The sequence below is a fragment of the Streptomyces sp. NPDC006372 genome (assembly GCF_040612515.1).
Taxonomy (GTDB): domain Bacteria; phylum Actinomycetota; class Actinomycetes; order Streptomycetales; family Streptomycetaceae; genus Streptomyces.
On sequence record NZ_JBEXQJ010000003.1, the window covers coordinates 16,468 to 38,850 of the forward strand.

The 22,383-nt window shown below is 71.5% G+C and carries 23 protein-coding genes; 12 read left to right on the plus strand and 11 right to left on the minus strand.

Annotated elements, in window-relative coordinates:
- Window position 1: 1 nt before the first annotated feature.
- A complete protein-coding gene (locus ABZ016_RS07160) occupies window positions 2-673 on the minus strand; it encodes a succinate dehydrogenase (protein WP_356915530.1) in 672 nt (223 codons plus the stop codon).
- A 119-nt stretch (window positions 674-792) separates the two neighbouring features.
- On the opposite strand from ABZ016_RS07160, the gene ABZ016_RS07165 reads away from it, so the two are divergent.
- The gene (locus ABZ016_RS07165) at window positions 793-1,677 is read left to right on the plus strand and encodes a LysR substrate-binding domain-containing protein (RefSeq protein ID WP_356915531.1); all 885 of its coding nucleotides are present in this window, start codon (window positions 793-795) and stop codon (window positions 1,675-1,677) included.
- A gap of 65 nt (window positions 1,678-1,742) precedes the next feature.
- On the opposite strand, the gene ABZ016_RS07170 is transcribed toward ABZ016_RS07165, so the two are convergent.
- Window positions 1,743-2,342 (minus strand): peroxiredoxin-like family protein, encoded by a 600-nt coding sequence (locus ABZ016_RS07170; RefSeq protein WP_356915532.1) that lies wholly within the window; start codon window positions 2,340-2,342, stop codon window positions 1,743-1,745.
- Between the two features lie 98 nt (window positions 2,343-2,440).
- On the opposite strand from ABZ016_RS07170, the gene ABZ016_RS07175 reads away from it, so the two are divergent.
- The gene (locus ABZ016_RS07175; protein ID WP_356915533.1) at window positions 2,441-3,055 is read left to right on the plus strand and encodes a TetR/AcrR family transcriptional regulator; all 615 of its coding nucleotides are present in this window, start codon (window positions 2,441-2,443) and stop codon (window positions 3,053-3,055) included.
- A gap of 31 nt (window positions 3,056-3,086) precedes the next feature.
- Here the strand turns inward: ABZ016_RS07175 and ABZ016_RS07180 are convergent, their stop codons facing one another.
- The 4 genes from ABZ016_RS07180 to ABZ016_RS07195 form a co-directional block, all read right to left on the minus strand.
- Complete coding sequence (locus ABZ016_RS07180; protein ID WP_356915534.1) at window positions 3,087-5,231, minus strand: EAL domain-containing protein; 2,145 nt, start codon at window positions 5,229-5,231, stop codon at window positions 3,087-3,089.
- Window positions 5,228-6,040 carry an SAM-dependent methyltransferase gene (locus ABZ016_RS07185; protein ID WP_356915535.1) on the minus strand — a complete coding sequence of 271 codons (813 nt, stop codon included), beginning with the start codon at window positions 6,038-6,040 and terminating at the stop codon, window positions 5,228-5,230. The genes ABZ016_RS07180 and ABZ016_RS07185 overlap by 4 nt, the downstream gene beginning before the upstream one ends.
- A 330-nt stretch (window positions 6,041-6,370) precedes the next feature.
- On the minus strand, window positions 6,371-7,348 hold the full coding sequence (locus ABZ016_RS07190; protein ID WP_356915536.1) for an SCO0930 family lipoprotein: 978 nt from the start codon (window positions 7,346-7,348) through the stop codon (window positions 6,371-6,373).
- Between the two features lie 295 nt (window positions 7,349-7,643).
- Window positions 7,644-7,766: a hypothetical protein gene (locus ABZ016_RS07195; RefSeq protein ID WP_356915537.1), complete on the minus strand. Its 123-nt coding sequence runs from the start codon at window positions 7,764-7,766 to the stop codon at window positions 7,644-7,646.
- A 385-nt stretch (window positions 7,767-8,151) separates the two neighbouring features.
- Here ABZ016_RS07195 and ABZ016_RS07200 point away from each other — a divergent pair, with 385 nt between their 5' ends.
- From ABZ016_RS07200 to ABZ016_RS07210, 3 genes are all read left to right on the plus strand, one after another.
- The gene (locus ABZ016_RS07200) at window positions 8,152-8,280 is read left to right on the plus strand and encodes a hypothetical protein (protein ID WP_356915538.1); all 129 of its coding nucleotides are present in this window, start codon (window positions 8,152-8,154) and stop codon (window positions 8,278-8,280) included.
- A gap of 24 nt (window positions 8,281-8,304) precedes the next feature.
- Window positions 8,305-9,069, plus strand: coding sequence for a DUF4239 domain-containing protein (locus ABZ016_RS07205; RefSeq protein ID WP_356915539.1), 765 nt, complete (start codon window positions 8,305-8,307; stop codon window positions 9,067-9,069).
- A 223-nt stretch (window positions 9,070-9,292) separates the two neighbouring features.
- Window positions 9,293-9,820, plus strand: a complete 528-nt coding sequence (locus tag ABZ016_RS07210; protein WP_356915929.1) for a hypothetical protein — start codon at window positions 9,293-9,295, stop codon at window positions 9,818-9,820.
- 133 nt (window positions 9,821-9,953) lie between these two features.
- Here ABZ016_RS07210 and ABZ016_RS07215 read toward each other — a convergent pair whose 3' ends face one another.
- Window positions 9,954-10,439: a hypothetical protein gene (locus ABZ016_RS07215; protein ID WP_356915540.1), complete on the minus strand. Its 486-nt coding sequence runs from the start codon at window positions 10,437-10,439 to the stop codon at window positions 9,954-9,956.
- A 351-nt stretch (window positions 10,440-10,790) separates the two neighbouring features.
- On the opposite strand from ABZ016_RS07215, the gene ABZ016_RS07220 reads away from it, so the two are divergent.
- Window positions 10,791-11,462, plus strand: coding sequence for a class F sortase (locus tag ABZ016_RS07220; protein ID WP_356915541.1), 672 nt, complete (start codon window positions 10,791-10,793; stop codon window positions 11,460-11,462).
- Between the two features lie 36 nt (window positions 11,463-11,498).
- On the opposite strand, the gene ABZ016_RS07225 is transcribed toward ABZ016_RS07220, so the two are convergent.
- Entirely contained in the window at window positions 11,499-12,332 is an 834-nt protein-coding gene (locus tag ABZ016_RS07225) for a polysaccharide deacetylase family protein (RefSeq protein ID WP_356915542.1), read from the minus strand.
- Window positions 12,333-12,861: 529 nt separating this feature from the next.
- Between ABZ016_RS07225 and ABZ016_RS07230 the strand changes: the two genes are divergently transcribed.
- A complete protein-coding gene (locus ABZ016_RS07230) occupies window positions 12,862-13,323 on the plus strand; it encodes a universal stress protein (protein WP_356915543.1) in 462 nt (153 codons plus the stop codon).
- Between the two features lie 42 nt (window positions 13,324-13,365).
- Here ABZ016_RS07230 and ABZ016_RS07235 read toward each other — a convergent pair whose 3' ends face one another.
- The gene (locus ABZ016_RS07235) at window positions 13,366-14,520 is read right to left on the minus strand and encodes a CapA family protein (protein ID WP_356915544.1); all 1,155 of its coding nucleotides are present in this window, start codon (window positions 14,518-14,520) and stop codon (window positions 13,366-13,368) included.
- A 223-nt stretch (window positions 14,521-14,743) separates the two neighbouring features.
- Here ABZ016_RS07235 and ABZ016_RS07240 point away from each other — a divergent pair, with 223 nt between their 5' ends.
- From ABZ016_RS07240 to ABZ016_RS07260, 5 genes are all read left to right on the plus strand, one after another.
- Window positions 14,744-15,289 (plus strand): sigma-70 family RNA polymerase sigma factor, encoded by a 546-nt coding sequence (locus ABZ016_RS07240; protein WP_356915545.1) that lies wholly within the window; start codon window positions 14,744-14,746, stop codon window positions 15,287-15,289.
- 152 nt (window positions 15,290-15,441) lie between these two features.
- Window positions 15,442-15,954 (plus strand): hypothetical protein, encoded by a 513-nt coding sequence (locus tag ABZ016_RS07245; RefSeq protein WP_356915546.1) that lies wholly within the window; start codon window positions 15,442-15,444, stop codon window positions 15,952-15,954.
- 151 nt (window positions 15,955-16,105) lie between these two features.
- Window positions 16,106-16,762, plus strand: a complete 657-nt coding sequence (locus tag ABZ016_RS07250; protein ID WP_356915547.1) for a zf-HC2 domain-containing protein — start codon at window positions 16,106-16,108, stop codon at window positions 16,760-16,762.
- A 141-nt stretch (window positions 16,763-16,903) separates the two neighbouring features.
- The gene (locus ABZ016_RS07255; RefSeq protein WP_356915548.1) at window positions 16,904-17,284 is read left to right on the plus strand and encodes a hypothetical protein; all 381 of its coding nucleotides are present in this window, start codon (window positions 16,904-16,906) and stop codon (window positions 17,282-17,284) included.
- On the plus strand, window positions 17,281-19,275 hold the full coding sequence (locus ABZ016_RS07260) for a caspase family protein (RefSeq protein WP_356915549.1): 1,995 nt from the start codon (window positions 17,281-17,283) through the stop codon (window positions 19,273-19,275). The genes ABZ016_RS07255 and ABZ016_RS07260 overlap by 4 nt, the downstream gene beginning before the upstream one ends.
- On the opposite strand, the gene ABZ016_RS07265 is transcribed toward ABZ016_RS07260, so the two are convergent.
- A complete protein-coding gene (locus tag ABZ016_RS07265; protein ID WP_356915550.1) occupies window positions 19,276-20,139 on the minus strand; it encodes a DNA-formamidopyrimidine glycosylase family protein in 864 nt (287 codons plus the stop codon).
- Between the two features lie 22 nt (window positions 20,140-20,161).
- Window positions 20,162-22,246, minus strand: coding sequence for a SpoIIE family protein phosphatase (locus ABZ016_RS07270; RefSeq protein WP_356915551.1), 2,085 nt, complete (start codon window positions 22,244-22,246; stop codon window positions 20,162-20,164).
- Window positions 22,247-22,383: the final 137 nt, after the last annotated feature.

The window sequence follows — 22,383 nt, forward strand, 5'->3', positions numbered from 1 at the left end:
GTCAGCTCACCACTCCGGTCATGACGCCCACGGGCACGGCGATGAACCCGGCCGTGAGCAGCAGCGCGAGGACGTTCGCGACGGTCTTGAGGGCACGGTCGCGGGTGCGGCTCCCGGCGCCGAGGGTCTGGGCGGCACTCCAGAAGCCGTGCCGGACGTGCAGGCCGAGCGCGAGCATCGCGACGATGTAGACGACGTTGCCGTACCAGGTGGAGAAGGTGTCCACGACGTTCTGGTACGGGCGGCCCTCCTGGAAGCCGCCGGGGTGCGCGGTGCCGGTCGTCAGGTCGAGGATGTGCCAGACGATGAACAGGCCGAGGATGATGCCGCCCCACCGCATGGTGCGTGTCGCGTAGGAGGCGCGCGGTTTCTTGTGCACGTACTTGCTGGGGCGGGCCCTGATGTCGCGGCGGCTGAGCTGGTACGCCGCGGTGGCGTGGGCGACGACGGCGACGACCAGGACCACGCGGACCAGCCAGAGCGTCCACTCGTAGTGCATGAACGGCTCGCCGACGGTGCGCAGCCAGTGCGCGTAGTGGTTGAACTCGCCCGCCCCGAAGAAGATCTTCAGGTTTCCGATCATGTGGACGACCAGGTACAGCAGCATGATCAGCCCACTGACCGCCATCACGGTCTTCTTGCCGACGGTGGAGTCCCACACGGTGCGTGCCATGGACGGCCGTCGGTCCGTCCGCGTTGCCAGAGCCATGGCACATGACGCTACGGACCGGCGAGCGATCGGTCCAAGACATGGTCCGGCTTGATTCAATAGGGAGCGACTATCGTACGAGGATGCAGTTCCAGCAGCTCCAGTACTTCGTGGCCGTTGCCGAGACCCGGCACTTCACCCGGGCCGCCGATCTGGTCCATGTCGCGCAGCCGTCGCTGTCGCAGCAGATCAAGGCGCTGGAGCGGGAGCTGGGCGCGGACCTGTTCCTGCGCGCACGCGGCAACATCACGCTCACGGACGCCGGGGAGGCCCTGCTGCCGCTGGCCCGGCGCATCCTGGCCGACGCGGACACGGCCCGGCACGAGGTGCAGGAGCTGGTGCAGCTGCGGAGCGGGCGGGTGCGGCTGGGGGCGACGCCGAGTCTGTGCACGGGGCTGCTGCCGGATGTGCTGCGGGCCTTCCACGACCGCTATCCGGGGATCCGGCTGCTGATCGAGGAGGGCGGGTCGCACGACCTGGTGCGGGAGCTGGCACGGGGTGCGCTGGACCTGGCGCTGGTGGTGCTGCCCCTGCCGACGCCGTCACCGGCGCTGACCACGGTGGAGCTGCTGCGGGAGGACCTCGTCGTGGTCTCGTCCCCGGACGCGCCACGGCCCGGGCAGGGGCGGCGCACCGTGCGGATCTCCGACCTGGAGGGTGAGCGTCTGGTGATGTTCCGGCACGGGTACGACCTGCGGGAGCTGACGGTGGCGGCGTGTCGTGCGGAGGGGTTCGAGCCGGACTTCGCGGTGGAGGGTGGGGAGATGGACGCCGTGCTGGGGTTCGTGCGGGCCGGGCTGGGGGTTGCCGTGGTGCCTCGGATGGTGGCGGCGAGGGCCGGGCGCGGGCTGCGGGTCACTCCGCTGGCCCGGCCCGGACTGCACCGCGTGATCGCCCTGGCACACCGCAGTGACGTGGCTCCGCCGCGGGCGGCGCGGGAACTGCAGCGGATGCTGCTGGAACGGTGACGGGCTCTTCGGAGAGCCTGGCACGGCCACCGCCCGGCCCGCGGCCGGCTGGTGCGGGACGGTGGCTACGGTGCAGCGGGATGACCGGTGGTCACCTCGCGGGAGGACGCCAAGTGCAGGAGTTCGTCGACCGGCCACTGGTCGTAGACGTGTTCGCCGTACTTGGCGGCGAGGACCCGTCCGTCGGGCCCGATCAGGAAGTCGGCGGGCAGGCCGAGGCGGCCGCCGGGCTGACTGGCCGCAGGGAGCCGCCCCCGGCCGCGGATGACCTCCCACCCGCCGCGCAGCACCGCCCGGACGACCGGTCCCCAGGCGCGTGGACTGAGGAGCGCGCGGGGCGCCGACTCCACGCCGAACTCCACGTACAGCCGCTTGTCCGGGTCGGCGACGACCGCGAACGGCAGGTCGGCGGTGTGCTGGTGCAACTCCTCGGCGGGTGAGTGGAAGACCACCACCTCACGGACGCCGGCGGCCTCGATCTCCGTGTGCCTGCGGACGACCGACCGCAGGTGCAGATGGCACACCGGGCAACCGGCGAACCGCCGGAACTGAAGGTGCACCATCCGCTCGGGATCGGGGACGGTGACCGAATCTCCGGAGACAGTGACGAAGCGGCGTCCGGTGACGATGGAGCCGGGCTGGATCGACCGTGCGGGCATGCGCATGAGCGCCCCCCTCGTAGGCGTACGGCGTACTCCTCTGGAGTGTAGGCGTATGTCGTACACCTAACAAGGTAGGCGTATGACGTACGCTGAACGTCGTCATGCCACGTCCCCGCTCACTCACCCACACCAAGCTGGCCTCGGCCGCCCTCGTCGTGATCGACCGCGACGGGCTCGCCGGGCTGTCGATGCGCTCGGTCGCGAAGGAACTCGGTATGAGCACGATGGCTCTCTACCGGTACGTGGACGACCGCGAGGAGCTGGAAAGGCTCGTCGTCGACCACGTGCTCACCAGCGTGGACACCGAGCCGCCCGGCCACGAGGCACCTTGGCAGCAGCGGATCGAGGTGCTGGTGCGGCGGCTGCGCGACGCCGTGGGCGCCCATCCGGAAGTGATGCCGCTGACCGTCGCCCACCGGCACCGGTCCCTTGCCGGGCTGCGCTGGTCGGAGTCCGTGCTCGGCGTGCTCACCGAGGCGGGATTCGGGGGCGAACAGCGGGTGGTGGCGCTGCGGGGGCTCCTCGGGTACGTCATCGGTGCCATCCAGCTGGAGCACCTCGGGCCCCTGTCCGGCGAGGGCACGGTCGCCATCACCGAGCTGCCGCCCGACACCTTCCCCCACATGACCGAGACCGCCCGGCACGCCCGGAAGGTCAGTGCCGACCGGGAGTTCCTGGGCGGTCTCGCGCTGCTGCTGCGCGGGCTGGGCGCCTGACCCGGGCTCCCGCCGTGGTCACCCGCGCGGGTCAGCCCGTGGCGTCCACCAGCGCCAGTTCGTGCAGTCTCTCCGGTGGGCCCGGTCTCGCGTAGTACCAGCCCTGGGCCGTGTCGCAGCCCAGTATGCGCAGTTGTTCGGCCTGGGCGCCCGTCTCCACGCCCTCGACCGTCACCGCCAGGTCCAGGCTGTGGGCCAGGGAGACGATTCCCTCGACGATCTTGAGGTCGACGGGGTCGGCCGGGAACTGCTGCATGCTCTGGGTGAAGGAGCGGTCCAGTTTGAGGATGCTGACCGGGAGGCGGCGGAGGTTGGCGAGGTTGGAGTAGCCCGTGCCGAAGTCGTCGAGGGCGATGTCCACGCCCATTTCGGCCAGGCGGCGCAGCGGCTTCAGGAGGTCGTCGTCCGCGCCGATGAGGGCCGACTCCGTGACCTCCAGGCAGAGCGCGTCCGGTGCCATGCCGGTGCGTTCCAGGATGTCGACCGTGTCCTGGACCAGGCCGGGGTGGGTCAGCTGGCAGGGCGAGAGGTTGACGTTGATCCGCAGCGGCCCCACGGCCTCCGCGCCGCCGTGCAGTTCCCGCCACTCGCGGGCCTGGCGCACCGACTGTTCCAGGACCCACCGGCCGAGCGGCACGATCAGCCCGGTGTGTTCGGCGAGCGGGATGAAACGGTCCGGGCCGAGGACGCCGTGCTGCGGGTGCAGCCAGCGCACCAGGGCCTCGGCGCCGCGGACACTGCCGTCGCCGAGGTGCACCAGCGGCTGGTACTCGATGAAGAACTCGCCCCGCTCCAGGGCCGTCGGCAGCGCGGTCGTGAGGCCGTGGCGGGTGATCGCGCGGGCATCCGCCTCCGGATCGGCCAGTTCGAAGCGGTTACCGCCGGCCGACTTGGCCCGGTACATGGTGATGTCCGCGCTGCGCAGCACCTCCGCGGGGCTTCGCTCCCCGGCCGGGCCCTCGACGATGCCGATGCTGCCGCGCACGGTCAGCTCCCGGCCGTCGACGCTGATGGGGGCGAGCAGCGCGTTCATGATGCGGGCGGCGAGCTCGTCGACCTCGCGCTGGGTGTCGGGGCCGGTGGTCAGCGCCACGAACTCGTCGCCGCCGAGCCGCGCGACCATCTCGCCGGGCGCGGTGGCGCAGGACTGGAGCCGGTCGGCGACCTCCACCAGCAGCCGGTCGCCGGCCGCGTGCCCGAGACTGTCGTTGACGGTCTTGAAGCCGTCGAGGTCGAGGTAGCACAGTCCGAACCGCTGGTCCTTGCCGGCGCCCAGGGCCTTCTCCAGGCGCTCGAAGAAGAACGTGCGGTTCGGCAGGCCGGTGAGGGCGTCGTGCGTGGCCTCGTAGCGCAGGCGCAGGTTGAGCAGCCGCCGCTCGGTGGTGTCCTCCATGAGGGCGAGCTGGTACTGCGGGTTGCCGTCGGCGTCGCGCAGCAGGGAGACGGTCAGGTTGGTCCACAGGACCGTTCCGTCAGGGCGGTAGAACGCCTTCTCCACGTGGTAGTGCTCCCGCTCGCCGCGCACGAGTTCCTCGTAGAGCCGCCAGGTCTGTGGCGCGTCGTCGGGGTGGGTCCACTCCATGACGTTGCGGCTGCGCAGCGCGTGCTCGGAGATTCCGAACATGCGCAGCAGCGCGCCGTTGACCTGGAGGATGTTGCCGTCGAGGTCGGCCATGCCGATGCCTATGGCCGCGCCCTCGAAGACGGCGCGGAAGCGGGCCTCGCTCGCGTGCAGGGCCTGCGCCACCACGCCCTGCGCCTTGAGGGCGGCCTGGGCGATGGCCTCCTGCTCGGCGAGCGTCCGCCGGCGCAGCGCCCGGGCGAAGCCGGCGGCCATCGCGTGCTGCAGTCGCGCGCACCGGGCCCGCAGGTCCTCCTGGTCGCCGTCGCCGCCGCAGTACAGGACGAGGTAGGCGTCCACGCAGTCCAGTGTGCGGCTGAGCGCCTCCGGGTCGGTGCAGTGCGCGTCCACGAGGGCGGCGCCCACCGTCCGGCCCTCGTCGGAGTCGAAGGCGCGGGCTCGCAGCGCCTCGCTCAACCGACGGGCGAGCGGCAGCAGTTGTTCCTCGAACTCCGGCCGGGTCGACGACGTCGAGGTCACCGGGAAGACCGCCCGGCTCCAGATCGTCGCGAACCGGCGCAGTCTGTCCTCCGGCCCGTCCGGTTCCGCGATCACGCCGTACGCCCCACGCCCGCGAAGCCGGAGAACGCATAGGGATCCTCGTCCTCCGGTGCGGTGTCGGGTCGCCAGCACGGCATCGCCACCAGTCCGGGTTCCACCATGTCGTACCCCTCGAAGAACCGCGCGATCTCCTCGCGCGAGCGCATGATCAGCGGGCTGCGAATGTCCTCGTACACGTTCACCGCGCCCCCCGCCCGCTCCTGCGGCAGCGGAATGCCCTCGTACGAGGCGTGGGTGAGCATGAGCAGACTGCCGGGCGCGAGCGCCTCGCCCAGCTCGGCCACCGCCCCGTAAGGGTCGTCCTCGTCTTCCACGAAGTGCAGTATGGCAACGAGGAGCAGGGCCACTGGCTGATTCAGGTCGATCAGCCGCTCCAGCTCGACGCCGCTCAGGATGTCCTGGGGCTTGCGGAGGTCCGCGGCGACGATGTCCGCGTCGGCGTTGCCCTCCAGGACCGCCTGACTGTGGGCGACGGCGACCGGGTCGTGGTCGACGTACATCACCCGCGCGCCGGGGCAGGCGGCCTGGGCCACCTCGTGCACATTGCCGAAGGTGGGGATACCGGAGCCGATGTCCAGGAACTGCGTGATGCCCTGACCGGCCGCGTACCGCACGGCGCGGCGCATGAACGCCCGGTTCGCCTGCATGATCTTGGGCAGTCCCGGCATGAACTCCATGGCCCTGCGGGCCGCTTCCCTGTCGACCTCGAAGTTGTGCGATCCACCCAGGTAGTAGTCGTACATCCGGGAAACGCTGGGCACCGAGATGTCGATGCTCCGTGGAGCCCAGGCGGGACGCTCCATCTATCTCTCCAAGGCGTAGGCGATCCGGTGTTCGAGCAGAGGCTACTGATCGCCCGCCAATGGAGCGACCCGAAACGGAAATTGACCATCCGTTCCCGGTCACTGCCTGCGGCACGTGCCGAATTGATACCCGCCTGCATAGGCTTCGAACACATGACGAAGTGTGTTCGAAGCATTCCGGAGAGTTCCGGAGTGGAACGGGAAGAGCGTCAGGAATTCGATGAGTTCAGGTGAAGCACGGCAAAACGGTCCGCCCCTCCGTGCGGCACGGAGGGGCGGACCGGGTCGGCGTCGCCGGGCGACGAGCTGATCAACCCTGGGGAGGTTTCACTACTTCTCCGACGCGCCGACCAGCTTTCCGTCGGGCCGCACCGCGTACCAGGTGCCGCCGACGCCCTGGCCGTTGGTGTCACCGGGAGCCTTGTCACCGGCGAAGGTGTAGATGGGCGAGCAGTTGATCGTCTGCTGCTTGCCCTTGCCGTCGGTCCGGTCGAAGACCATGTAGCCCTTCTCCTGGATGCCCTTGGTGTCGGCGAAGTCGACGGGCTCCACGAGCGGCCACTTCTTCAGGCACTCGCCGGAGCAGTTGGAGACGGGCTTCGGCCAGGCCTCGTCCTTCTTGAACCGGTAGACGGTCATGCCGTTCTTGTCGACGACGATCTCGCCGAGCTTGGGGTCGTTGCGGGTGGACAGCCCGGCCTGCGCGGCCTCACCCTCCCCGGCCCCGCCACCCTGCGCCTTCTTGCCGTCGGGGGCGAGCGCGTACCACTTGCCGCCCACGCCCTGGCCCTTGACGTCACCGGCGTTGACGTCCTTGGCGTAGCGGTAGGCCGGCCAGCCGCCGACGGTCAGCTGCTTGGTGCCGTCGGCCCGGGTGACCGAGCCGAGCAGCGCCTTGTCGATGCCCTCGCCGGCCTCGGCGTCGTCCGCGGGCACCGGCGGCCAGGTCTTGGCGCAGTCGCCGTCACAGTTCGACTTGGGCGGCTCTTCGGTGTCCTGGTCGAACCGGTACAGGGTCAGGCCCAGGCTGTCGGTGACGACCTTGCCGACCTTCTCGGCGGTGGAGACGGACAGCTTGCCCGCGGGGGTGGACGGGCTGGAAGCGCTCGGCGAGGCCGGGGCACTGGCGCCGCCCGTGGCGCCCCCGGTACCCGTTCCGGCGCCGATGTTTCCGTAGTCTCCGGGCGCCGCCGTGGCACCCACGTTCTGGCTGGCCGCCGGAGGGCTGTCCTGGCCGCACGCCGTCGTCAGAGCCATCACCGCCGCGGCGCTCGCCACGAGCGAAGCGCTCCGCCAGGAGGTCTTCATCGTCAACAACTCCCCATAATCGCAAGGGTGTTGCAGCGCCCTGCTGCGCCGCCGCACGGTCATGAGTACGGATGGGGGCCGCGTCGGTGTTCAATCAGAGGCGAAAATTCTTTCCGGAACCTGTGACGGGCACCGCACACCGCCGTACAGCCGTGCGCCCCGAGGACTCCACTGGCGACCCCTGATCAAACCCGCCGCACCCGGATATCCCCCTTTCGGGGCAATCCCCTTGCATCCCGGCGCGTCCCGGCGGAAGAAGACTCATGATCTTCGTCGTGTATGGACCCCTCTCGACTCAAGCCGCCCTCGCCGCACGGGTCTTGGCGGTGGCGACGGTGACCTGGGCGCTGGTCGGCGCGCCGGCCGGACCGGCGGCGGCCGACGCCTGCGCGTACGCCTCGACGGGGCCGGACGGCACAGTGGCGTTGGCCTACGCCGGAAGCAAGACCTGGCCGACCAAGCCACCGTGCCCATCCCCCACACCGACCCCCACGCCCACGCCGCCACCCCCTCCACCGAAGCCGACACCGCCCCCGAAACCGACGCCACCTCCGAAACCGACACCGACTCCGACGCCGACACCGTCCCCGACACCGTCCCCGACGCCGTCTCCGGAGCCCACACCGCCGCCGAAGCCCCCACCCCCGAAACCGGCACCCACGGTCCGGCCGAAACCACCGCCGCCCGCTCCACGCCCGGCGGCACCCCTGCCACGGCCGGCCCCCAGGCCCGCACCTCCACCGCCCCCGGCCCCGGCCCCGGTTCCGCCGGCCGAGCCCACGCCGCGTCCCACCGCCACGCCGGTGCACTACCCGGCGTACCGCATCGCGCCGCGCCCGCGGCGGTCGAACAACACCCTGTCGCCGCTCACCTTCGTCCTGCTCGTCACGGTGCCCGCGGTGGTCGCCGTCGCCGCGCTGCGCGCGCGCTGATCCCTGAAGCACTGGAGGCACCCCTTGCCGGAATGGCTTGTTCTCACCCTCGCGATGCTCGCCGCCTGCGCCGTGGTGATCGTCATCACCTTCGTACGGCACCGCCGCGCGGCCGACGACGAGGACCCCAGTGAGACCCCGGACGTCATCGAGTACATGACGATGTGGATCGGCGTGGTGTACGCCATCGTGCTGGGTCTGGCGATCGCCGGAGTCTGGGAGGGGCGCAGCGCCGCCCAGGACCACGTCCAGGCGGAGGCCACCGCACTGCACGAGGTCTCGGAGCGGGTACGGGTCTACCCGGCCGACGTACGCGACCGCATCAGGGACGACGTCCAGTCGTACGTGAGCCATGTCGTCACCACCGAGTGGGACACCATGGCCGACCAGGCCCAGGTCACCGAGCGGGGTGACGAGCTCTTCGAGCGGGTCCGCCAGGACGTCACCGACTACGAGCCGACCTCGGACTTCCAGGCCCAGGCCTACCAGCCCCTCCTCGACCAGGTGACCATGGCCAGCCAGGCCCGGATCGCCCGGGCGGAGTCGACCGGGGAGACGATGCCGGGCGTGGTGTGGTTCGGGCTGATCGCCGGAGCCGTGATCACCATCGGGATGATCTTCGCCCTGCAGATCCGCAGAACCACCCGGGAACTGGTCCTCGCCGGTCTGTTCTCGGCACTCATCGCCTTCCTGCTGTTCCTGATCTGGGACTTCGACTCGCCCTACAGCAGGGGGGTGACCGCCTCGGCGGACCCCTTCCTCAACCTCTTCCCGGGCGCCGGGGACTGACCGGCTCCGCACCACGGACACGGGCCGGGGGGCGAGCGACACACCGTCGCCGTCCCCCGGCCGCTCTACCGGGGGTTCCCCCGAGCGGCCGACAGGGGTGCCCCATTCGCGCGACTGCGATCGCGCCGCCGATCGCGAGTTCATAGCGTTTCGGACATCGAGGTGCATATGTGACGTGAGCGGAACAGGTCCGCGGCTGCTCCTCGGGGACCCGGAGGTCACCATGCGCGCGATATGCGTCGCCACGGCCGTACTGCTGGGTGCCGGCGCCCTCACCTCCTGTGTGCCGGCTGCCGACGCGGCGAACCAGAGCGACTACGGCTTCAGCGTCGACCCCTCGACCGTCCCGCCGGGCGGCAAGGTCACGCTGCGGGTGGACCGCAACGCGTGCCGTGGGGAGACGGCGGTCTCCTCACCGGTCTTCGACGTGGTCACCATCGCGCCGTGGCAGTCGTGGACGACCGCCGAGGTCGACTGGGACGCCGAGGCCGGTGCCGTGTACGACGTGGAGTTCGTCTGTGAGAAGACGAGCGGCACCGCACGCCTGACCGTCTCCGGCGGCCGTCCGCCGCACCACCCGCACCCCGGGCACCACGGCGGCCACCCGTCGAAGGGCGTGCACGCCGGTGAGGGCGGCACGCTCGCCGGCTTCGACCTCAAGGAGATCGGTCTCGGCGGCGTGCTCATCGCCGGTTCGCTCGGCGTGGCGTACCACTTCACACGCCGCCGCACCGACGAGGACGCCACCTGACCGCCGTCTGCGCCCCCTACCCCCATCCATCACCCACACATACAGGTCTTCGCCCCGGATCCGTCGAGGGATCCGGGGCGAAGACCGTTCACGTGCGAGGCGACCGATCGTCCGGGAAGCGGGGAGCGTGGCGTCAGATGCGCCGCTCGGCGCGGCGCCGCATCCAGAACACGCCACCGCCGACGACCGCCGCGGCCACGAGTCCACCGCCGATGGCCATGTCGGTCGGGGTCGCGCCGGTGGTGCTGCCGCCGCCGATACCGCCGCGCACACCACCGATGACGGTGAAGGCCTGCGGCTTGGTCAGCCGCCTGCCGTCGCAGATGACGGTGATGTCGTACGGCCCGGGGCGGGCGTTGTTGTTGATGACGGCGGTGCCCTTGGCGGTGCCGCTGGTGCCGCGGACGGGTGTCAGCCTCGTCGGCCCGAACGCGTTGGAGGTCGCCGTGCCGCCGTTGCGGCAGCCGTCGACGGTGATGGTCAGCTGGCCGCCGCGGGAGATCACGCTGGGCAGGGCGACGATGTTGCTGGGTGTGTCCCACGCGACGGCCGCGGGGGCGGAGAGGCCGAGGACGGCGACCGCGGCGCCGGCGACCGCCAGGGCACGAGTGTCAGGCATGTGAACCTCCGCGGAAGACGCCCCGGGACCCGTCCCCGGTCGATCGGCGAGAAAGCGCCTCCCAGAAAGACAGTCAGTTGCCTTTTCTCCGACCGCATTTCGGGAGTGGTCCGTCCTGGTGATCAAGCACAGGGTGGGAAAACCGAACATTCGGATATCGCCGCAGGTCACGGACGATCAGAAATTTCCTCACGGCGGCAACTCGGATGGCGCACCACGTCCCGGTCGGCGTACCGGACCGTGAGGCGGCCACCCATTCGCCCCTGCCCCGTCGCCGCTTTCGCGCACGGCACTTAGCGTTCTGGTATGCGCGAATGACACGGCGACGGCCGCGTCGAGAGGGGATGGCACATGCTTGCGTCCGAGCTGGCTGAGGCGGAGGAAGAGGAGGCGCGGCGGAGGAAGCGCGTCCCGTGGGGCGTGATAGCGCTTGTTCTGCTGACCGGCCTCGCGCTCATTCGGAATGGTTCGGGCGAGTTCGACGAGGGTCCGCCGCAGCCGGCGACGGCCGCCGCGGCGGACAGCCGGGTGCCCGGAGGCACGTTCGCCGGGGCCGTGCGGCCCCTGCCCTTCGCCCCGCCGGCCCGGGTCAGGATCCCGGCGATCCAGGTCGACGCGCCCGTGCTTCCCGTGGGCCTGGACGCGGACGGCTGGGTCGGAGCGCCGCCGCCGGAGGACCCGAACCTGGCCGGCTGGTTCACGGGTGCCGTCACCCCCGGCGAGAAGGGCACCGCGGTCGTCGTCGGCCATGTCGACAACCAGCAGGGCCCCGCCGTGTTCTACGCGCTCGGCGCCCTGAAGAAGGGCAGTCGCGTCGAGATCGACCGACAGGACGGAAAGACCGTCGTGTTCGAGATCTACGGCATCGAGGTGTTCGAGAAGGACAACTTCCCGGGAGACCGCGTCTACGGTTCCAAGGGCGCCGCGGAACTGCGGGTCATCACCTGTGGCGGCGGGTTCTCCCAGCAGGGCGGCTACGCGGGCAACGTCGTGGTCTTCGCCCGCCTGGTCGAGGCACGCTGAGCGTCCCCGGCCGGGCGGGCGAAGGCCCGCCGTCCGCTACGCGTAGTCCCGCCGGGGCACCGTGACGTGGTAGCCGGAGTCCAGCAGTTCGGGCAGATAGCGCCGCAGGGCGCGCACGCTCTGCGAACGGTCGCCCCCGGCGTCGTGCGAGAGCACCACGACGCCGGGGGCGGCGCCGTCCTCGACCCGGTCCACGATGAACCGGGTGCCGGGCGCGGTCCAGTCGAGGGTGTCGACCGTCCAGGCGAGCGGTTCCATGCCGAGTTCGGCGCCGAGCCGGAACGTGGTGCGGTTCCAGGCGCCGTAGGGGGCGCGGAACCACTGGGGGCGCTCCCCGTAGGCGTCCTCGATGACATCGCTGGTGCGTGCCATCTCGGAGCGGATCTGCCGGCGGGTGAGGCGGGTGAGCAGCGGGTGGGACCAGGTGTGGTTGCCGACGACATGGCCCTCGTCGGCCATCCGGGCCAGCAGTTCCTTGTGGTCGACGGCCATCTCGCCGCACACGAAGAACATCGCGCGTACGTCGTATGCGGCGAGGGTGTCCAGGATGGCCGGGGTGTAGCGGGGGTCCGGGCCGTCGTCGAAGGTCAGCACCATGGTGCGGCCGCGTCCGGAGACGCGCAGCAGCGGTTCGCGGCGGACCAGGGTCCGGCGGGGCGCGGCGCGCGGCGGGGCGTATCCGGTCAGGGGCTGGAGCCGGTACGCCGAGGAGTTGAGCGGTCGGCGGGCCTGCGGGCCTGCGGCCGAGACGGACCCGGCAGGGCCGTCCTCGGTGACTCCCGTGAGGACACCGGCCGTTGCGGCCGCTCCCACGAGGCCGGTGCCGGCGATCAACAGCCGGCGCCGGGTGAGCAACTGATCCTTCTTCATGACTCATCAGTCGCCCGGCGGGAGGCCGACGCACCTGAGCAACACCGGTGCGGCGGCACGGTTTCACCCGGACGGCCGACGCAGACGGGTCAGTGGCGGCGCACCAGAGGGAAGGGCAGGGTCTCCCGGATGGTCAGGTCCAGGGGTCGGTGCCGGCGGCGCGCAGCCGGTCGAGTCTGTCGTGCGGACGCGGACCTGGTCGGACAGGCCGGCGAAGGGGCCGGCGGGCTCGGTCCCGTCCCCTCCGGCGAGGCCGAGCGCCGCCAGTGACGGCAGCCCCTCCGTGGTGGCGGGCCGCTGTCCGCCCTTCGGGTGCCCTCTTCCCCACAACTGAACAGGGTGGCGGCGGCGTTCAGCAGGGCGAGCGCGCCGAACAGGCCGAGCAGGAAGTGCAGAAGGCCGCCCGCTCGGTCATGGGGTGGCCGTATCGGGCCCCCGGTGTCCGCGGTGGCACTCCTGTATCGACTCCAGGAACACCCGCGTACTCCCGCCCGGCGTCCGCACCTGCGCCCTCCGATAGCCTCGCGGCGTGACGGAACAGCACTCCCATCAGTTCGAGCGGGGCACGGACGGACCGAAGGTGATCGTGGTCGGGGTGGACGGCTCCGACTCCTCCCTGCGGGCCGCGGCCTACGCCGGCGGTCTGGCCCGGCGGCAGCACGCGCTGCTCGCCGTGGTGTACGTGCAGCCGGTGCTGGCGGCGGGCGCGGCGCTCGGGGCTCCGGTGGCCGAGACGACCGACGAGATCGCCGAGGACCTGGTGGCGCAGATCCGGGACGCGGCCGAGCGGCTCAAGGGGGTGTTCGAGGTCCGCTGGGAGTTCCACACGTTCCGCGGCGACCCGTACAACGGCCTGGTGCAGGCGGCGGACGAACTGAAGGCGGACGCGGTGGTGGTGGGCGCGTCCGAGCAGGCGGGGCACCGGTTCGTCGGTTCGGTGGCGATACGCCTGGTGAAGGCGGGCCGCTGGCCGGTGACGGTGGTGCCCTAGAGGCCGGGCGCGGAGGGCCGGGTGCGCAGGCAGCGGTCCGGGCTACTCCCCCATCTTCAGGCCGTCCTCGGCCGCGCCCCTGCTGAGCACGATGTCGCGGATGCGGTCACGGACGGGCTGTACCTCGGCGCCCTGGGCGATCGCCCGGTTGAGGTTGACGACCCGGCCGGCGTCGACGTCGAACAGCTGGGGGACGAACTCGGCCTTCGTGACCTCCCAGCGGCCACCCGGCCGTGCGGGCGGGGCGAAGGTGAAGCGGCCGAGGCTGGACTGGTTGCCGCGAGGGTCCTTGGCTCCCTGGTGGTTGGTCATCTCGCCGGCGATCTGGTCGCCCATGCAGTAGACGACCCAGGTGCCGTTGACCTTCTCGTACGCCTGCGGAACGTGTGCGTGAGTACCGAGGATCAGGTCGATGTCGGGGCGTCCTGCGGTTCGAGCTGCGGTGAGGCTGCGGGCGAGGGTCAGCTGCCACTCGTCGGGGGCGTCCTGCCATTCGGTGCCCCAGTGCAGCGAGACGACGACCACATCGGCGCCCGCCCGGCGCGCGGCCCGGGCGTCGGCGAGGATCTTGGTCTCGTCGATGAGGTTGACGGCCCAGGGCTGCCCGGCCGGGAGCGGCAGGCCGTTGGTGTCGTAGGTGTAGGCGAGGTGTGCGATCTTCGCCGAACCGGCCTGGAGCATCGTCACCGTGTTCGCCTCCTTCTCGGCGCGGGCCGAGCCGGCGTGCCGTAGGCCCGCGCGGTCCATGGCGTCGAGGGTGCGGTGGATGCCGGCGGCGCCGTCGTCGAGGGTGTGGTTGGAGGCGGTGGAGCAGCCGTCGTAGCCGGTGACGGCGAGGGCGCGGGCCACCTCGGGCGGGGACTTGAAGCTGGGGTAGCCGGTGTAGACGCCGTTCGCGCCGTACACCGTCTCCATGTGGCACAGGGCCACGTCGGCCCGGGAGACGACGGAGCGGATCCCCGCGAGCATCGGCTGGAAGTCGTAGCCGGCGCCGTCGGCGTCGAAGCGGGCCCGGTCGATGATCGAGCTGTGCGGGAGGACGTCGCCGGAGGCGACCAGGGTGAAGCCGCGGGGCTCGGCGGCGGACGGTGCCGAGTGTCCGGGGCGAAGCGTCTCGTGGCTGCGGGCTTGGCAGGCGGCGCCCGCGGCGAGGACGAAGGTCAGGGCGAGGGCCACCTGTCGGCTGCGTGCGATCATCCGTTCACCCCGTCATGCGCGCTGTTGTCGTATTTACGGACAATCAGGAAAGAAGGCTCAGGACGCCTCACGCGGCTCCGACACGCTCTTTAGCCCGTCTGGCGTGCGCCGGGTGGACGGCCACGACCGTTCGTCGAACCGTTCGTCGACGCGATCGACCGTCCGCCGCACAGCCGGGTACGTGCCCTGTCCCCCGCGCTGCGCCCTGCGGTGGCATACGGCCATGACGGCCGGATCCACGCTCACGAACGGGACGACCGCCGAGCACGAGCTCGCCGCACTGCAGCGGGAGCACGGCCGGCCCCTCTTCGCCCTCCTGCTCCGGCTCTGCGACGGCGACCGGCAGCGCGCGGAGGACCTGGTCCAGGAGACGCTGGTGCGCGCCTGGCAGCATCCCGAGGCCCTGCGCGCCGACGACTTCGAGTCCGTGCGGCCCTGGCTGATGACCGTCGGGCGGCGCCTCGCGATCGACGCACGGCGCGCCCGGCAGGCCCGGCCTGCCGAGGTCGGCGACGCGGTGCTGGAGAACGCGCGGGTCAGCTCCGACCACGCCGAGCGGGCCGCGGCGACGCTCGACGTCCGCCGGGCTGTGAAGACACTCACTCCGGAGCACCGTGAAGTCCTGGTGCTCGTGTATTTCCAGGGGGCGAGTGTGGCGGAAGCCGCGGCGGCCCTCGGGATCCCGCCCGGTACCGTGAAGTCCCGCGCGTACTACGCGCTGCGCGCCCTGCGCCGGGTGCTTCCGGGATACGCCACCGACCTGCGCTGAAACCAACAGTCGAGTCAAGCCTCCGTAAAGCGCCTTGCTGAGGACCCCGGTTGAGTAATCGGCTGTTCTCATCCGTGTTCCGGAGGGGGCCGTCAGCGCCCCCGGGGCCCGGTGTCGGGCGACGCGCACGTACCGGAGGAAGGCAGGAAGGGATGCAGCACAGAGGGCAGGAGAGCACGGACGGCAGCGGCGGTGAACTGACCGTTCCCATGGCGTGGTTGTACGCCGAGTACATCGCCGACGAGCTGCTGCGGACCGGCGATCTGATGCCGCCGACGTCCTTCGAGTTCCGCGCCGGGCGGGATGCCCTGGCGCTGACCATCTTCCTCTCCGACACCGAGGGCGAACTCTCGGGCATCAGAGTGGTCACACAGCTGGAGACCTGGCTGTCGCTGACCGCGTACGACCAGCCGTGGCAGGAGTGGGTGCGCGACCGGCTGGCCGAGCTCGCGGCCGAGGCCGCCGGGTCCCACCGGCCGGCACCGGACCTGGAACTGGCGGAGGAGGCGTGGCGCTGGCTCCAGGAGACGGAGCTGCTCGCACCCGATCTGAACGCGGTTCCGGGCGGCGCTCCGGTGGTCGGCGAGGACGAGGGGCCGAAGGTCTGGACGCCTGCCTGGCAGCTCGGACTGCCGCTGGGACACCTCGCGATCCATCTTTTTTAGATTTCTGCGACCCGGGACCAATCCGCGGGCCGGAGCGCTCCGAATCCTTAGGTTGCGATTGTGTCACCGGCTTGAGTGATTCCGCTGCCTGGTCCGTACCGGTGGGAGCAAGGAGTAACCCCACCCGCACCCAACGGCACGAGGATTCGGCATGAGGTCCCTGGAAAGGCATCGCGACGTCGGCGCCTACGCGCTCGGCGTGCTGGACGAGGCGGAGGCATTCCGCTTCGAGGACCACCTCATGGAGTGCCCTCGGTGCGCTGCAGAGGTGACGGAATTCGGCGTGACGACACGGCAGTTGATGCTGTACCGGCGGGCGACACCACGGTTCGTGCACCCGATGGCGCAGCCCGGTCCGCGCATGCTGGACGGGCTGCTGGCCGAGGTGGCGACGCGGCGCCGCACGGGACGCCGCAGAATGCTGTTCGCCATGGCCGCGTCGGTGGCGTTCGCGGTGTCGCTGCCGGGGATCGCGATGATGGCCGAGGGCAGCGACGAGGCACCCGCGCCGCTCGCGGCGACCGACGCGCGGACCGGGGTGTGGGCGCAGGTCACCACGGAGGACGAGGCCTCGGGCAGCCGGGTCGAGCTGAAGGTGAAGGACTCGGCCGACTCCCGTGCCTGCCATCTGGTCATCGTCGGTCACGACGGCAGCGAGGAGACCGCGACGAGCTGGCACGGGCCGGGTCACGACGCACAGCCCCACTCGATGATGGCCAGTTCCTCCAAGCACCCCGACGAGATCGCTCGCTACGAGGTCCGCACGGCGACCGGCGAACGACTGGTGACACTGGAGCCGCCGCGCTAGAGGGCTTCTGCTGATTTGCCAGCGCACAGCGTCGGACGGAGACTGAAAGTACCGACGCGGAGCGTCTGTTGGTCGGTAGACGGTGGGCTCCGCGCCGCCCCTGCGAGCACGAGCGAAGGGGCTTAGCCGGTGGAGAACCGATTGACGATCCTCCTTTCCGAGGAGGAAGCGGACGCCGAACGCGTGGCGGAACTGACCGGGTATTTGCGCGAGGAACTTCTCGAAGTCGAGGTGGACGACGTCACCGCGCTGCCCGCCGGAGAGGTACCGCCCGGCGCGCGAGCCGTGGACGTGACGCAGGTCGGTTCACTGCTCGTCGCCCTGGGCAGCTCGGCGACCGCCCTGAATCAGGTGGTGACCGTGATCCGGTCCTGGCTCGGCCGGTCCCATGACACCCGTCCCTCGTTGCACCTCGAGATGGACGGCGACGTCCTGGAGGTGTCCGAGGCGACCGACGAGCAGGTCGAGGAGGCGTTCCAGGCCTTCGTCCAACGCCATGCCACGGCGGGAGCCCCGCCATGACCGAATCCCGGCACGCGCTGATCATCGCCAACGACCGCTATACCGACCAGGGGCTCAAGAAGCTCCGGGCGCCCGCCCAGGACGCCGCGGCACTCGCCGGGGTCCTGCACGACGCGCGGATCGGCGACTTCGAGGTGGAGGTGGTGCGCAACGCGACCGCCGACGCCATGCGCAGGCACATCCAGCGCTTCTTCAACGACCGCCGTCGCGACGACACCCTCCTGCTGCACTTCTCCTGCCACGGTCTCAAGAGCGAGTCCGGCGAGCTGTACTTCGCCGCCGGAGACACCGAGCCCCGGATGCTGGACGCCACGGCGATCCCCGCCCAGTTCGTCCGTGGGTGCATGTCCCGCACGAAGGCAGGCCGGACCGTCCTGTTCCTGGACTGCTGCTACGGAGGCGCCTTCTCCCGGGGCTCGTCCTCGGTGCGCGCTTCGGGGGATGTGAACGTCCTCGAGTCCTTCCCGAGCGAGAAGCCGGCCGGCGGGCGCGGCTGGGCCGTCATCACGGCGTCCGACTCCATGGAGTACGCCTTCGAAGGCGACCAGCTGGCCGAGAACTCGGCCCCACGGCCCTCGGTGTTCACGCACGCGGTGGTGCAGGGCCTGGGGACCGGCGAGGCCGACCTCGACGCGGACGGTGAGGTCTCCCTCGACGACCTGTACGACTACGTCTACGAGCACGTCCGGGAGCAGAACCCCAACCAGACGCCGAAGAAGACGGTGGAGATGCGGGGCGAGTTCCATCTGGCGCACAGCCGACGTGGCCGCATCAAGATCGCCGCCGTGCCCACCCCGGCCTCGCTGCGGGCCGCCCTCGACAGCGACAACGTCCTCACCCGGCAGGGTGCCGTCCTGGAGCTGGACAACCGGGTGCGGGACGAGAGCCTGCCCGTGGCGGAGGGGGCGCGTCAGACCCTGGTGGAGGTCGCGGGCAACGACATCCGGCAGATCGCCGCTCTGGCACACCGCGCCCTGCGCGAGATACGCCTCTCGCCGTCCCCGGACCGTCTGGACTTCGGCCTGGTGCCGAGGGGCTCGCCCTCTCGGGAGAAGTCCGTGACTTTGCAGGGCCCGCCGCTGGCCAGGCACTGCGTGGCCCAGCCCGCCCAGCCGTGGCTGCGCGTCGAGCCTGCCGCGGACGGCCTCCGGGTCCGCGTCGACGCGGTCGCCGAGGGGCAGCTGTCCGGAGAGATCACGCTGAAGGGCGTGGCCGACGAGGCGGTGATCCACGTCGAGGCCGTGGTGGGCCCGGCGCACGAGCCTGCTCCCCCGGCCGGGCCCGCCCCCGAGGCCTCGCCCGGCCCCATGCCGCGACAGCGTGAGCCGGGCCAGGGAGCGCACGACCAAGAGACGGCGATCATCGAGTCACCACCCTCCCGGCCGCCGGCTCACAAACCCCCGCCCTCCCGGCCGCCCACGCACAAGCCCTCGACGCCCCCGCCCCCCGAGCGCAAGCCCTCGACGTCCCCGCCCTCCACGCACAAGCCCACGACGCCCCCGCCCTCCACGCGAAAGCCCGCGACGTCGTCCACACCACCGAGCCATGTGCCAACGCCCCCGACCTCGCCATCCCCGAAGGCCCGCCCCACACCGGCCCGGGAGCAGACCCACCCCCTTGCCCCCGCCCTCGCCGGAGCGGCCCTCGCCCTCGCCGTCGCCGCGGTCATCACGCTCGTCGTGGCGGTCCAGGCGGCAGCGGTGGCCGTCGCGGAACGCAGCGACGAAGGGCCCGGCGGCAACATCGAGGACAACCTGTACGCGCACGGAGCGTTCACACCGCTCATCGTGTCCCTGATCACCGCCGCGCTCGCCCTGGTCGTCGGCGCGCTCGCCCGGCAGGAGCTGGGAAAACGGCGGGACCGCTACTCCGAGCGGACGGCCGGCGGCACCCGGACGCTGACCTCGGTCGCCAAGGGGCTGGCGATCCCGGTACTGATCCTGGCCGTCCTCATCGGCATCGGCTACCTGGTGGGCAGCGGCTACTGGTGACTACTTCAGCAGCCGGGACATCCTGCGGTCCGCCAGCGGTTTGCCGCCCGTCTGGCAGGTCGGGCAGTACTGGAGCGAGGAGTCGCTGAAGGACACCTCGCGGATGGTGTCGCCGCACACCGGGCAGGGCTCGCCGGCGCGGCCGTGGACCCGCAGGCCGCTCTTCTTCTCTGCCTTCAGCCGGCCGGCCGCGACTCCCCGGGAACGCTCGACCGCCTCGGTGAGGGTGTCGCGCAGGGCCGCGTACAGTCGCGCCGTCTCCGCCTCGCTCAGGGAGGCGGCCAGTTTGAAGGGCGACATCTTCGCCGCGTGCAGGATCTCGTCGCTGTAGGCGTTGCCCACTCCGGCGATCAGGCCCTGGTCGCGCAGCGCGCCCTTGAGCTGACGCCGTTCACCGGCCAGGAGCCGGGCGAGGCTCCGCTCGTCGAAGTCGTCGGCCAGCGGGTCCGGGCCGAGCCGGGCGACGCCCGGGACCTCCTGCGGGTCCCCCACGACGTACACCGCGAGCCGCTTCTGGGTGCCGGCCTCGGTCAGGTCGAAACCCTCGCCGGTCTCCAGCGCCACGCGCAGGGCGAGGGGGCCCTTGCCGGGGCGGGGCGGGCCGTCGGGGAGGCGGTCCTTCCACTGGAGCCAGCCTGCGCGGGCCAGGTGCGTCACGACATGCGGGCCGTCCGCGGTGGCGATGTCGAGGAACTTGCCGTACCGGCGCACGGCGGCCACCTCGTGGCCCTCGACGGCGGACAGCGGCGGGTCGAACGTCTTCAGGACGCTGATCGCGACGGGCAGCACGCGGACGATCTCGCGGCCGACGAGGTGCTCGGTCAGGAAGTCCTTGAGCGCCTCGACCTCGGGGAGTTCCGGCATGGGTCCAGAGTGCCACGCGAGGTCAGTCGTGGCCCGGCACCACGAACTCGCACCACACGGCCTTGCCGCCGCCCCGGGCCTCCACGCCCCACACGTCGGTGAGCTCGTCGACCAGCAGCAGGCCCCGCCCGGAGACGCCCGACTCGCCCGCGTCGCGGCGGCGCGGCAGGGCGCTGGAGGAGTCCTCGACCTCGACGCGCAGCCGGCGCCCGGAACCGGTGAGGACCCGCAGGGTGACGACCGCCGACCCCTCGGTGTGCATCAGGGCGTTGGTGATCAGCTCGTCGGCGACCAGCTCGATCTCGTCGGCGCGGTCCCCCGCGCCCCAGGCTCCGACCGAGATGCGGATCATGTGCCGCGCCTCCGTCAGGGCAGCCGGGTCCCCGGGCGCCACGTGCCGCCGGAGGCGGCGGCCGGAGTGCGGGCCCTCGCCGCGCCGGCGGAGCAGGAGCAGTGCCACGTCGTCGTCGCCGCCGCGTTCGGCGGCCACGTCGATGAGCCGGTCGGCGAGGTCCCGTACGTCGGCGGGGCCGGTGGCGACGAGCGCGGTGAGGGTGCGCATGCCGTCGTCGAGATCGGCGCCGGGCTGCTCCACCAGGCCGTCGGTGCACAGCAGCAGGGTGTCGCCGGGATCGAGTTCCAGAGTGGCCACGGGGTAGTCGAGACGGCCGAACTCCGCGGACAGGCCGAGCGGCAGTCCGCCCGGGACGGTGGCACGGCGGCAGGTGCCGTCGGTGTGGCGTACCAGCGGATCGATGTGGCCGGCCCGGACCATCTGGAGGACGCCCGTCGTCAGGTCGGCCTCCGCGTAGAGGCAGGTGGCGGACCGGTCGGTGTCGAGTTCGTGCAGGAAGACGGAGGCGCGGGCCATCACGGCGGCCGGGGTGTGCCCCTCGGCGGCGTAGGCGCGCAGCACGATGCGCAACTGGCCCATGACGGCGGCCGCGTGCGTGTCGTGGCCCTGGACGTCGCCGATGACGGCGCCGACCCGGCCACCGGGCAGCGGGATCAGGTCGTACCAGTCGCCGCCGATGTCACGGCCCACGGAGCCCCCGACGGTGGCGGCGCGGTAGCGGACGGCGACGTCGGCCCCGGGGACGCTCGGGATGGTCCGGGGCAGCATGGCCTGCTGGAGGCCCTGCGCCAGGTCCATCTCCTGCTCGTAGAACATCGCGCGCTGCATGCTCTGCGCGATGCTGCTGCCGAGCGCGACGAGGATGTCGCGTTCCTCGGGGGTGAAGCCCCGCCGGTCGCTGTAGAGCAGGCCCATCGCGCCGATGGGCCGGGCCTGGACGATCAGCGGCAGGTACGCGGCCGACGTGATGTTCAGGTCGGTGAGGTGCGGCCAGAGGGCCGGGTAGCGCTCGGCGAACTCCTCCGGCGACTCGATGAAGCGGGGGCCGAGGGTCCGTACGGCCTCGCTCATCGGGTAGGGCTCGTCGATCCTGGTGACCCGGGTGCCGGGCACGAAGCTGCCCACCGGCCCCTCGGCGACCAGGCGGATGCGGCCGGCCTCGACCAGGCCCACGACGAGGCTGGTGGCACCCAGGTGGGTCACGCCGTGGGTGTCCTTGAGGACGTCGATGACGTCCTGAACGGTGCGGGCGTGGGCGAGGGCGGCGGTGGTGAGTTCGACGACGCTGGCCTGCTGCCCGCGGGCCCCGTCCTGGGCGGCCTGGTGGAGGCGGGCGTCGCTCTCGCCGAGCTCCTGGGTGGCGTCCCGGATGATGCCGATGATGCGGCGGGGGCGACCGGTGTCGTCGCGCCGGATGTAGCCCTGGGTGTGGGTCCAGCGCAGGGTGCCGTCGCGGCGGCGGATGCGGAAGTAGGCGCCGTAGTTCTCGCTCCCGCCCTTCAGGGCCTGGGAGACGGCCGTGTCCAGACGCCGGGACTCGTCGGGCGGGACGCGCTTGGCGAGGGTCTCGGGGTGGTCGTCGTACTCGTCGGCGCGCAGGTCGAGGACGGCGTGGGCCTGGGCGTCCATCTGCATCAGGCCGGTGTCCAGATCCCAGTCGAAGCTGCCCATCCGGTTGAGCGCGAGGATCGGGTCCGGCTGGGCGGGCCAGTCGTCCGGGAGTGACAGGGCGCTCGCTCCCCGATCAACCATGGGCCCACCTTGCCAGGATTCGTCCGATTCTTCGACCGGATGCGCCGAGTCTACGGGCCGCTACGCGGCACCGGGCCCCTTCAGTTGGTCAAGACGCCCGCAGGCATGCCGGGCGGGCCGTCCGTGTCGTTCGATTC

Bases quoted from the DNA above. Each gene is read 5' to 3' on its own strand.
- ABZ016_RS07160 (WP_356915530.1), bottom strand. From the start codon at position 673: ATGGCACGCACCGTGTGGGACTCCACCGTCGGCAAGAAGACCGTGATG.
- ABZ016_RS07165 (WP_356915531.1), top strand. From the start codon at position 793: ATGCAGTTCCAGCAGCTCCAGTACTTCGTGGCCGTTGCCGAGACCCGG.
- ABZ016_RS07170 (WP_356915532.1), bottom strand. From the start codon at position 2,342: ATGCGCATGCCCGCACGGTCGATCCAGCCCGGCTCCATCGTCACCGGA.
- ABZ016_RS07175 (WP_356915533.1), top strand. From the start codon at position 2,441: ATGCCACGTCCCCGCTCACTCACCCACACCAAGCTGGCCTCGGCCGCC.
- ABZ016_RS07185 (WP_356915535.1), bottom strand. From the start codon at position 6,040: ATGGAGCGTCCCGCCTGGGCTCCACGGAGCATCGACATCTCGGTGCCC.
- ABZ016_RS07190 (WP_356915536.1), bottom strand. From the start codon at position 7,348: ATGAAGACCTCCTGGCGGAGCGCTTCGCTCGTGGCGAGCGCCGCGGCG.
- ABZ016_RS07210 (WP_356915929.1), top strand. From the start codon at position 9,293: ATGCGCGCGATATGCGTCGCCACGGCCGTACTGCTGGGTGCCGGCGCC.
- ABZ016_RS07215 (WP_356915540.1), bottom strand. From the start codon at position 10,439: ATGCCTGACACTCGTGCCCTGGCGGTCGCCGGCGCCGCGGTCGCCGTC.
- ABZ016_RS07220 (WP_356915541.1), top strand. From the start codon at position 10,791: ATGCTTGCGTCCGAGCTGGCTGAGGCGGAGGAAGAGGAGGCGCGGCGG.
- ABZ016_RS07225 (WP_356915542.1), bottom strand. From the start codon at position 12,332: ATGAAGAAGGATCAGTTGCTCACCCGGCGCCGGCTGTTGATCGCCGGC.
- ABZ016_RS07235 (WP_356915544.1), bottom strand. From the start codon at position 14,520: ATGATCGCACGCAGCCGACAGGTGGCCCTCGCCCTGACCTTCGTCCTC.
- ABZ016_RS07240 (WP_356915545.1), top strand. From the start codon at position 14,744: ATGACGGCCGGATCCACGCTCACGAACGGGACGACCGCCGAGCACGAG.
- ABZ016_RS07245 (WP_356915546.1), top strand. From the start codon at position 15,442: ATGCAGCACAGAGGGCAGGAGAGCACGGACGGCAGCGGCGGTGAACTG.
- ABZ016_RS07250 (WP_356915547.1), top strand. From the start codon at position 16,106: ATGAGGTCCCTGGAAAGGCATCGCGACGTCGGCGCCTACGCGCTCGGC.
- ABZ016_RS07260 (WP_356915549.1), top strand. From the start codon at position 17,281: ATGACCGAATCCCGGCACGCGCTGATCATCGCCAACGACCGCTATACC.
- ABZ016_RS07265 (WP_356915550.1), bottom strand. From the start codon at position 20,139: ATGCCGGAACTCCCCGAGGTCGAGGCGCTCAAGGACTTCCTGACCGAG.
- ABZ016_RS07270 (WP_356915551.1), bottom strand. From the start codon at position 22,246: ATGGTTGATCGGGGAGCGAGCGCCCTGTCACTCCCGGACGACTGGCCC.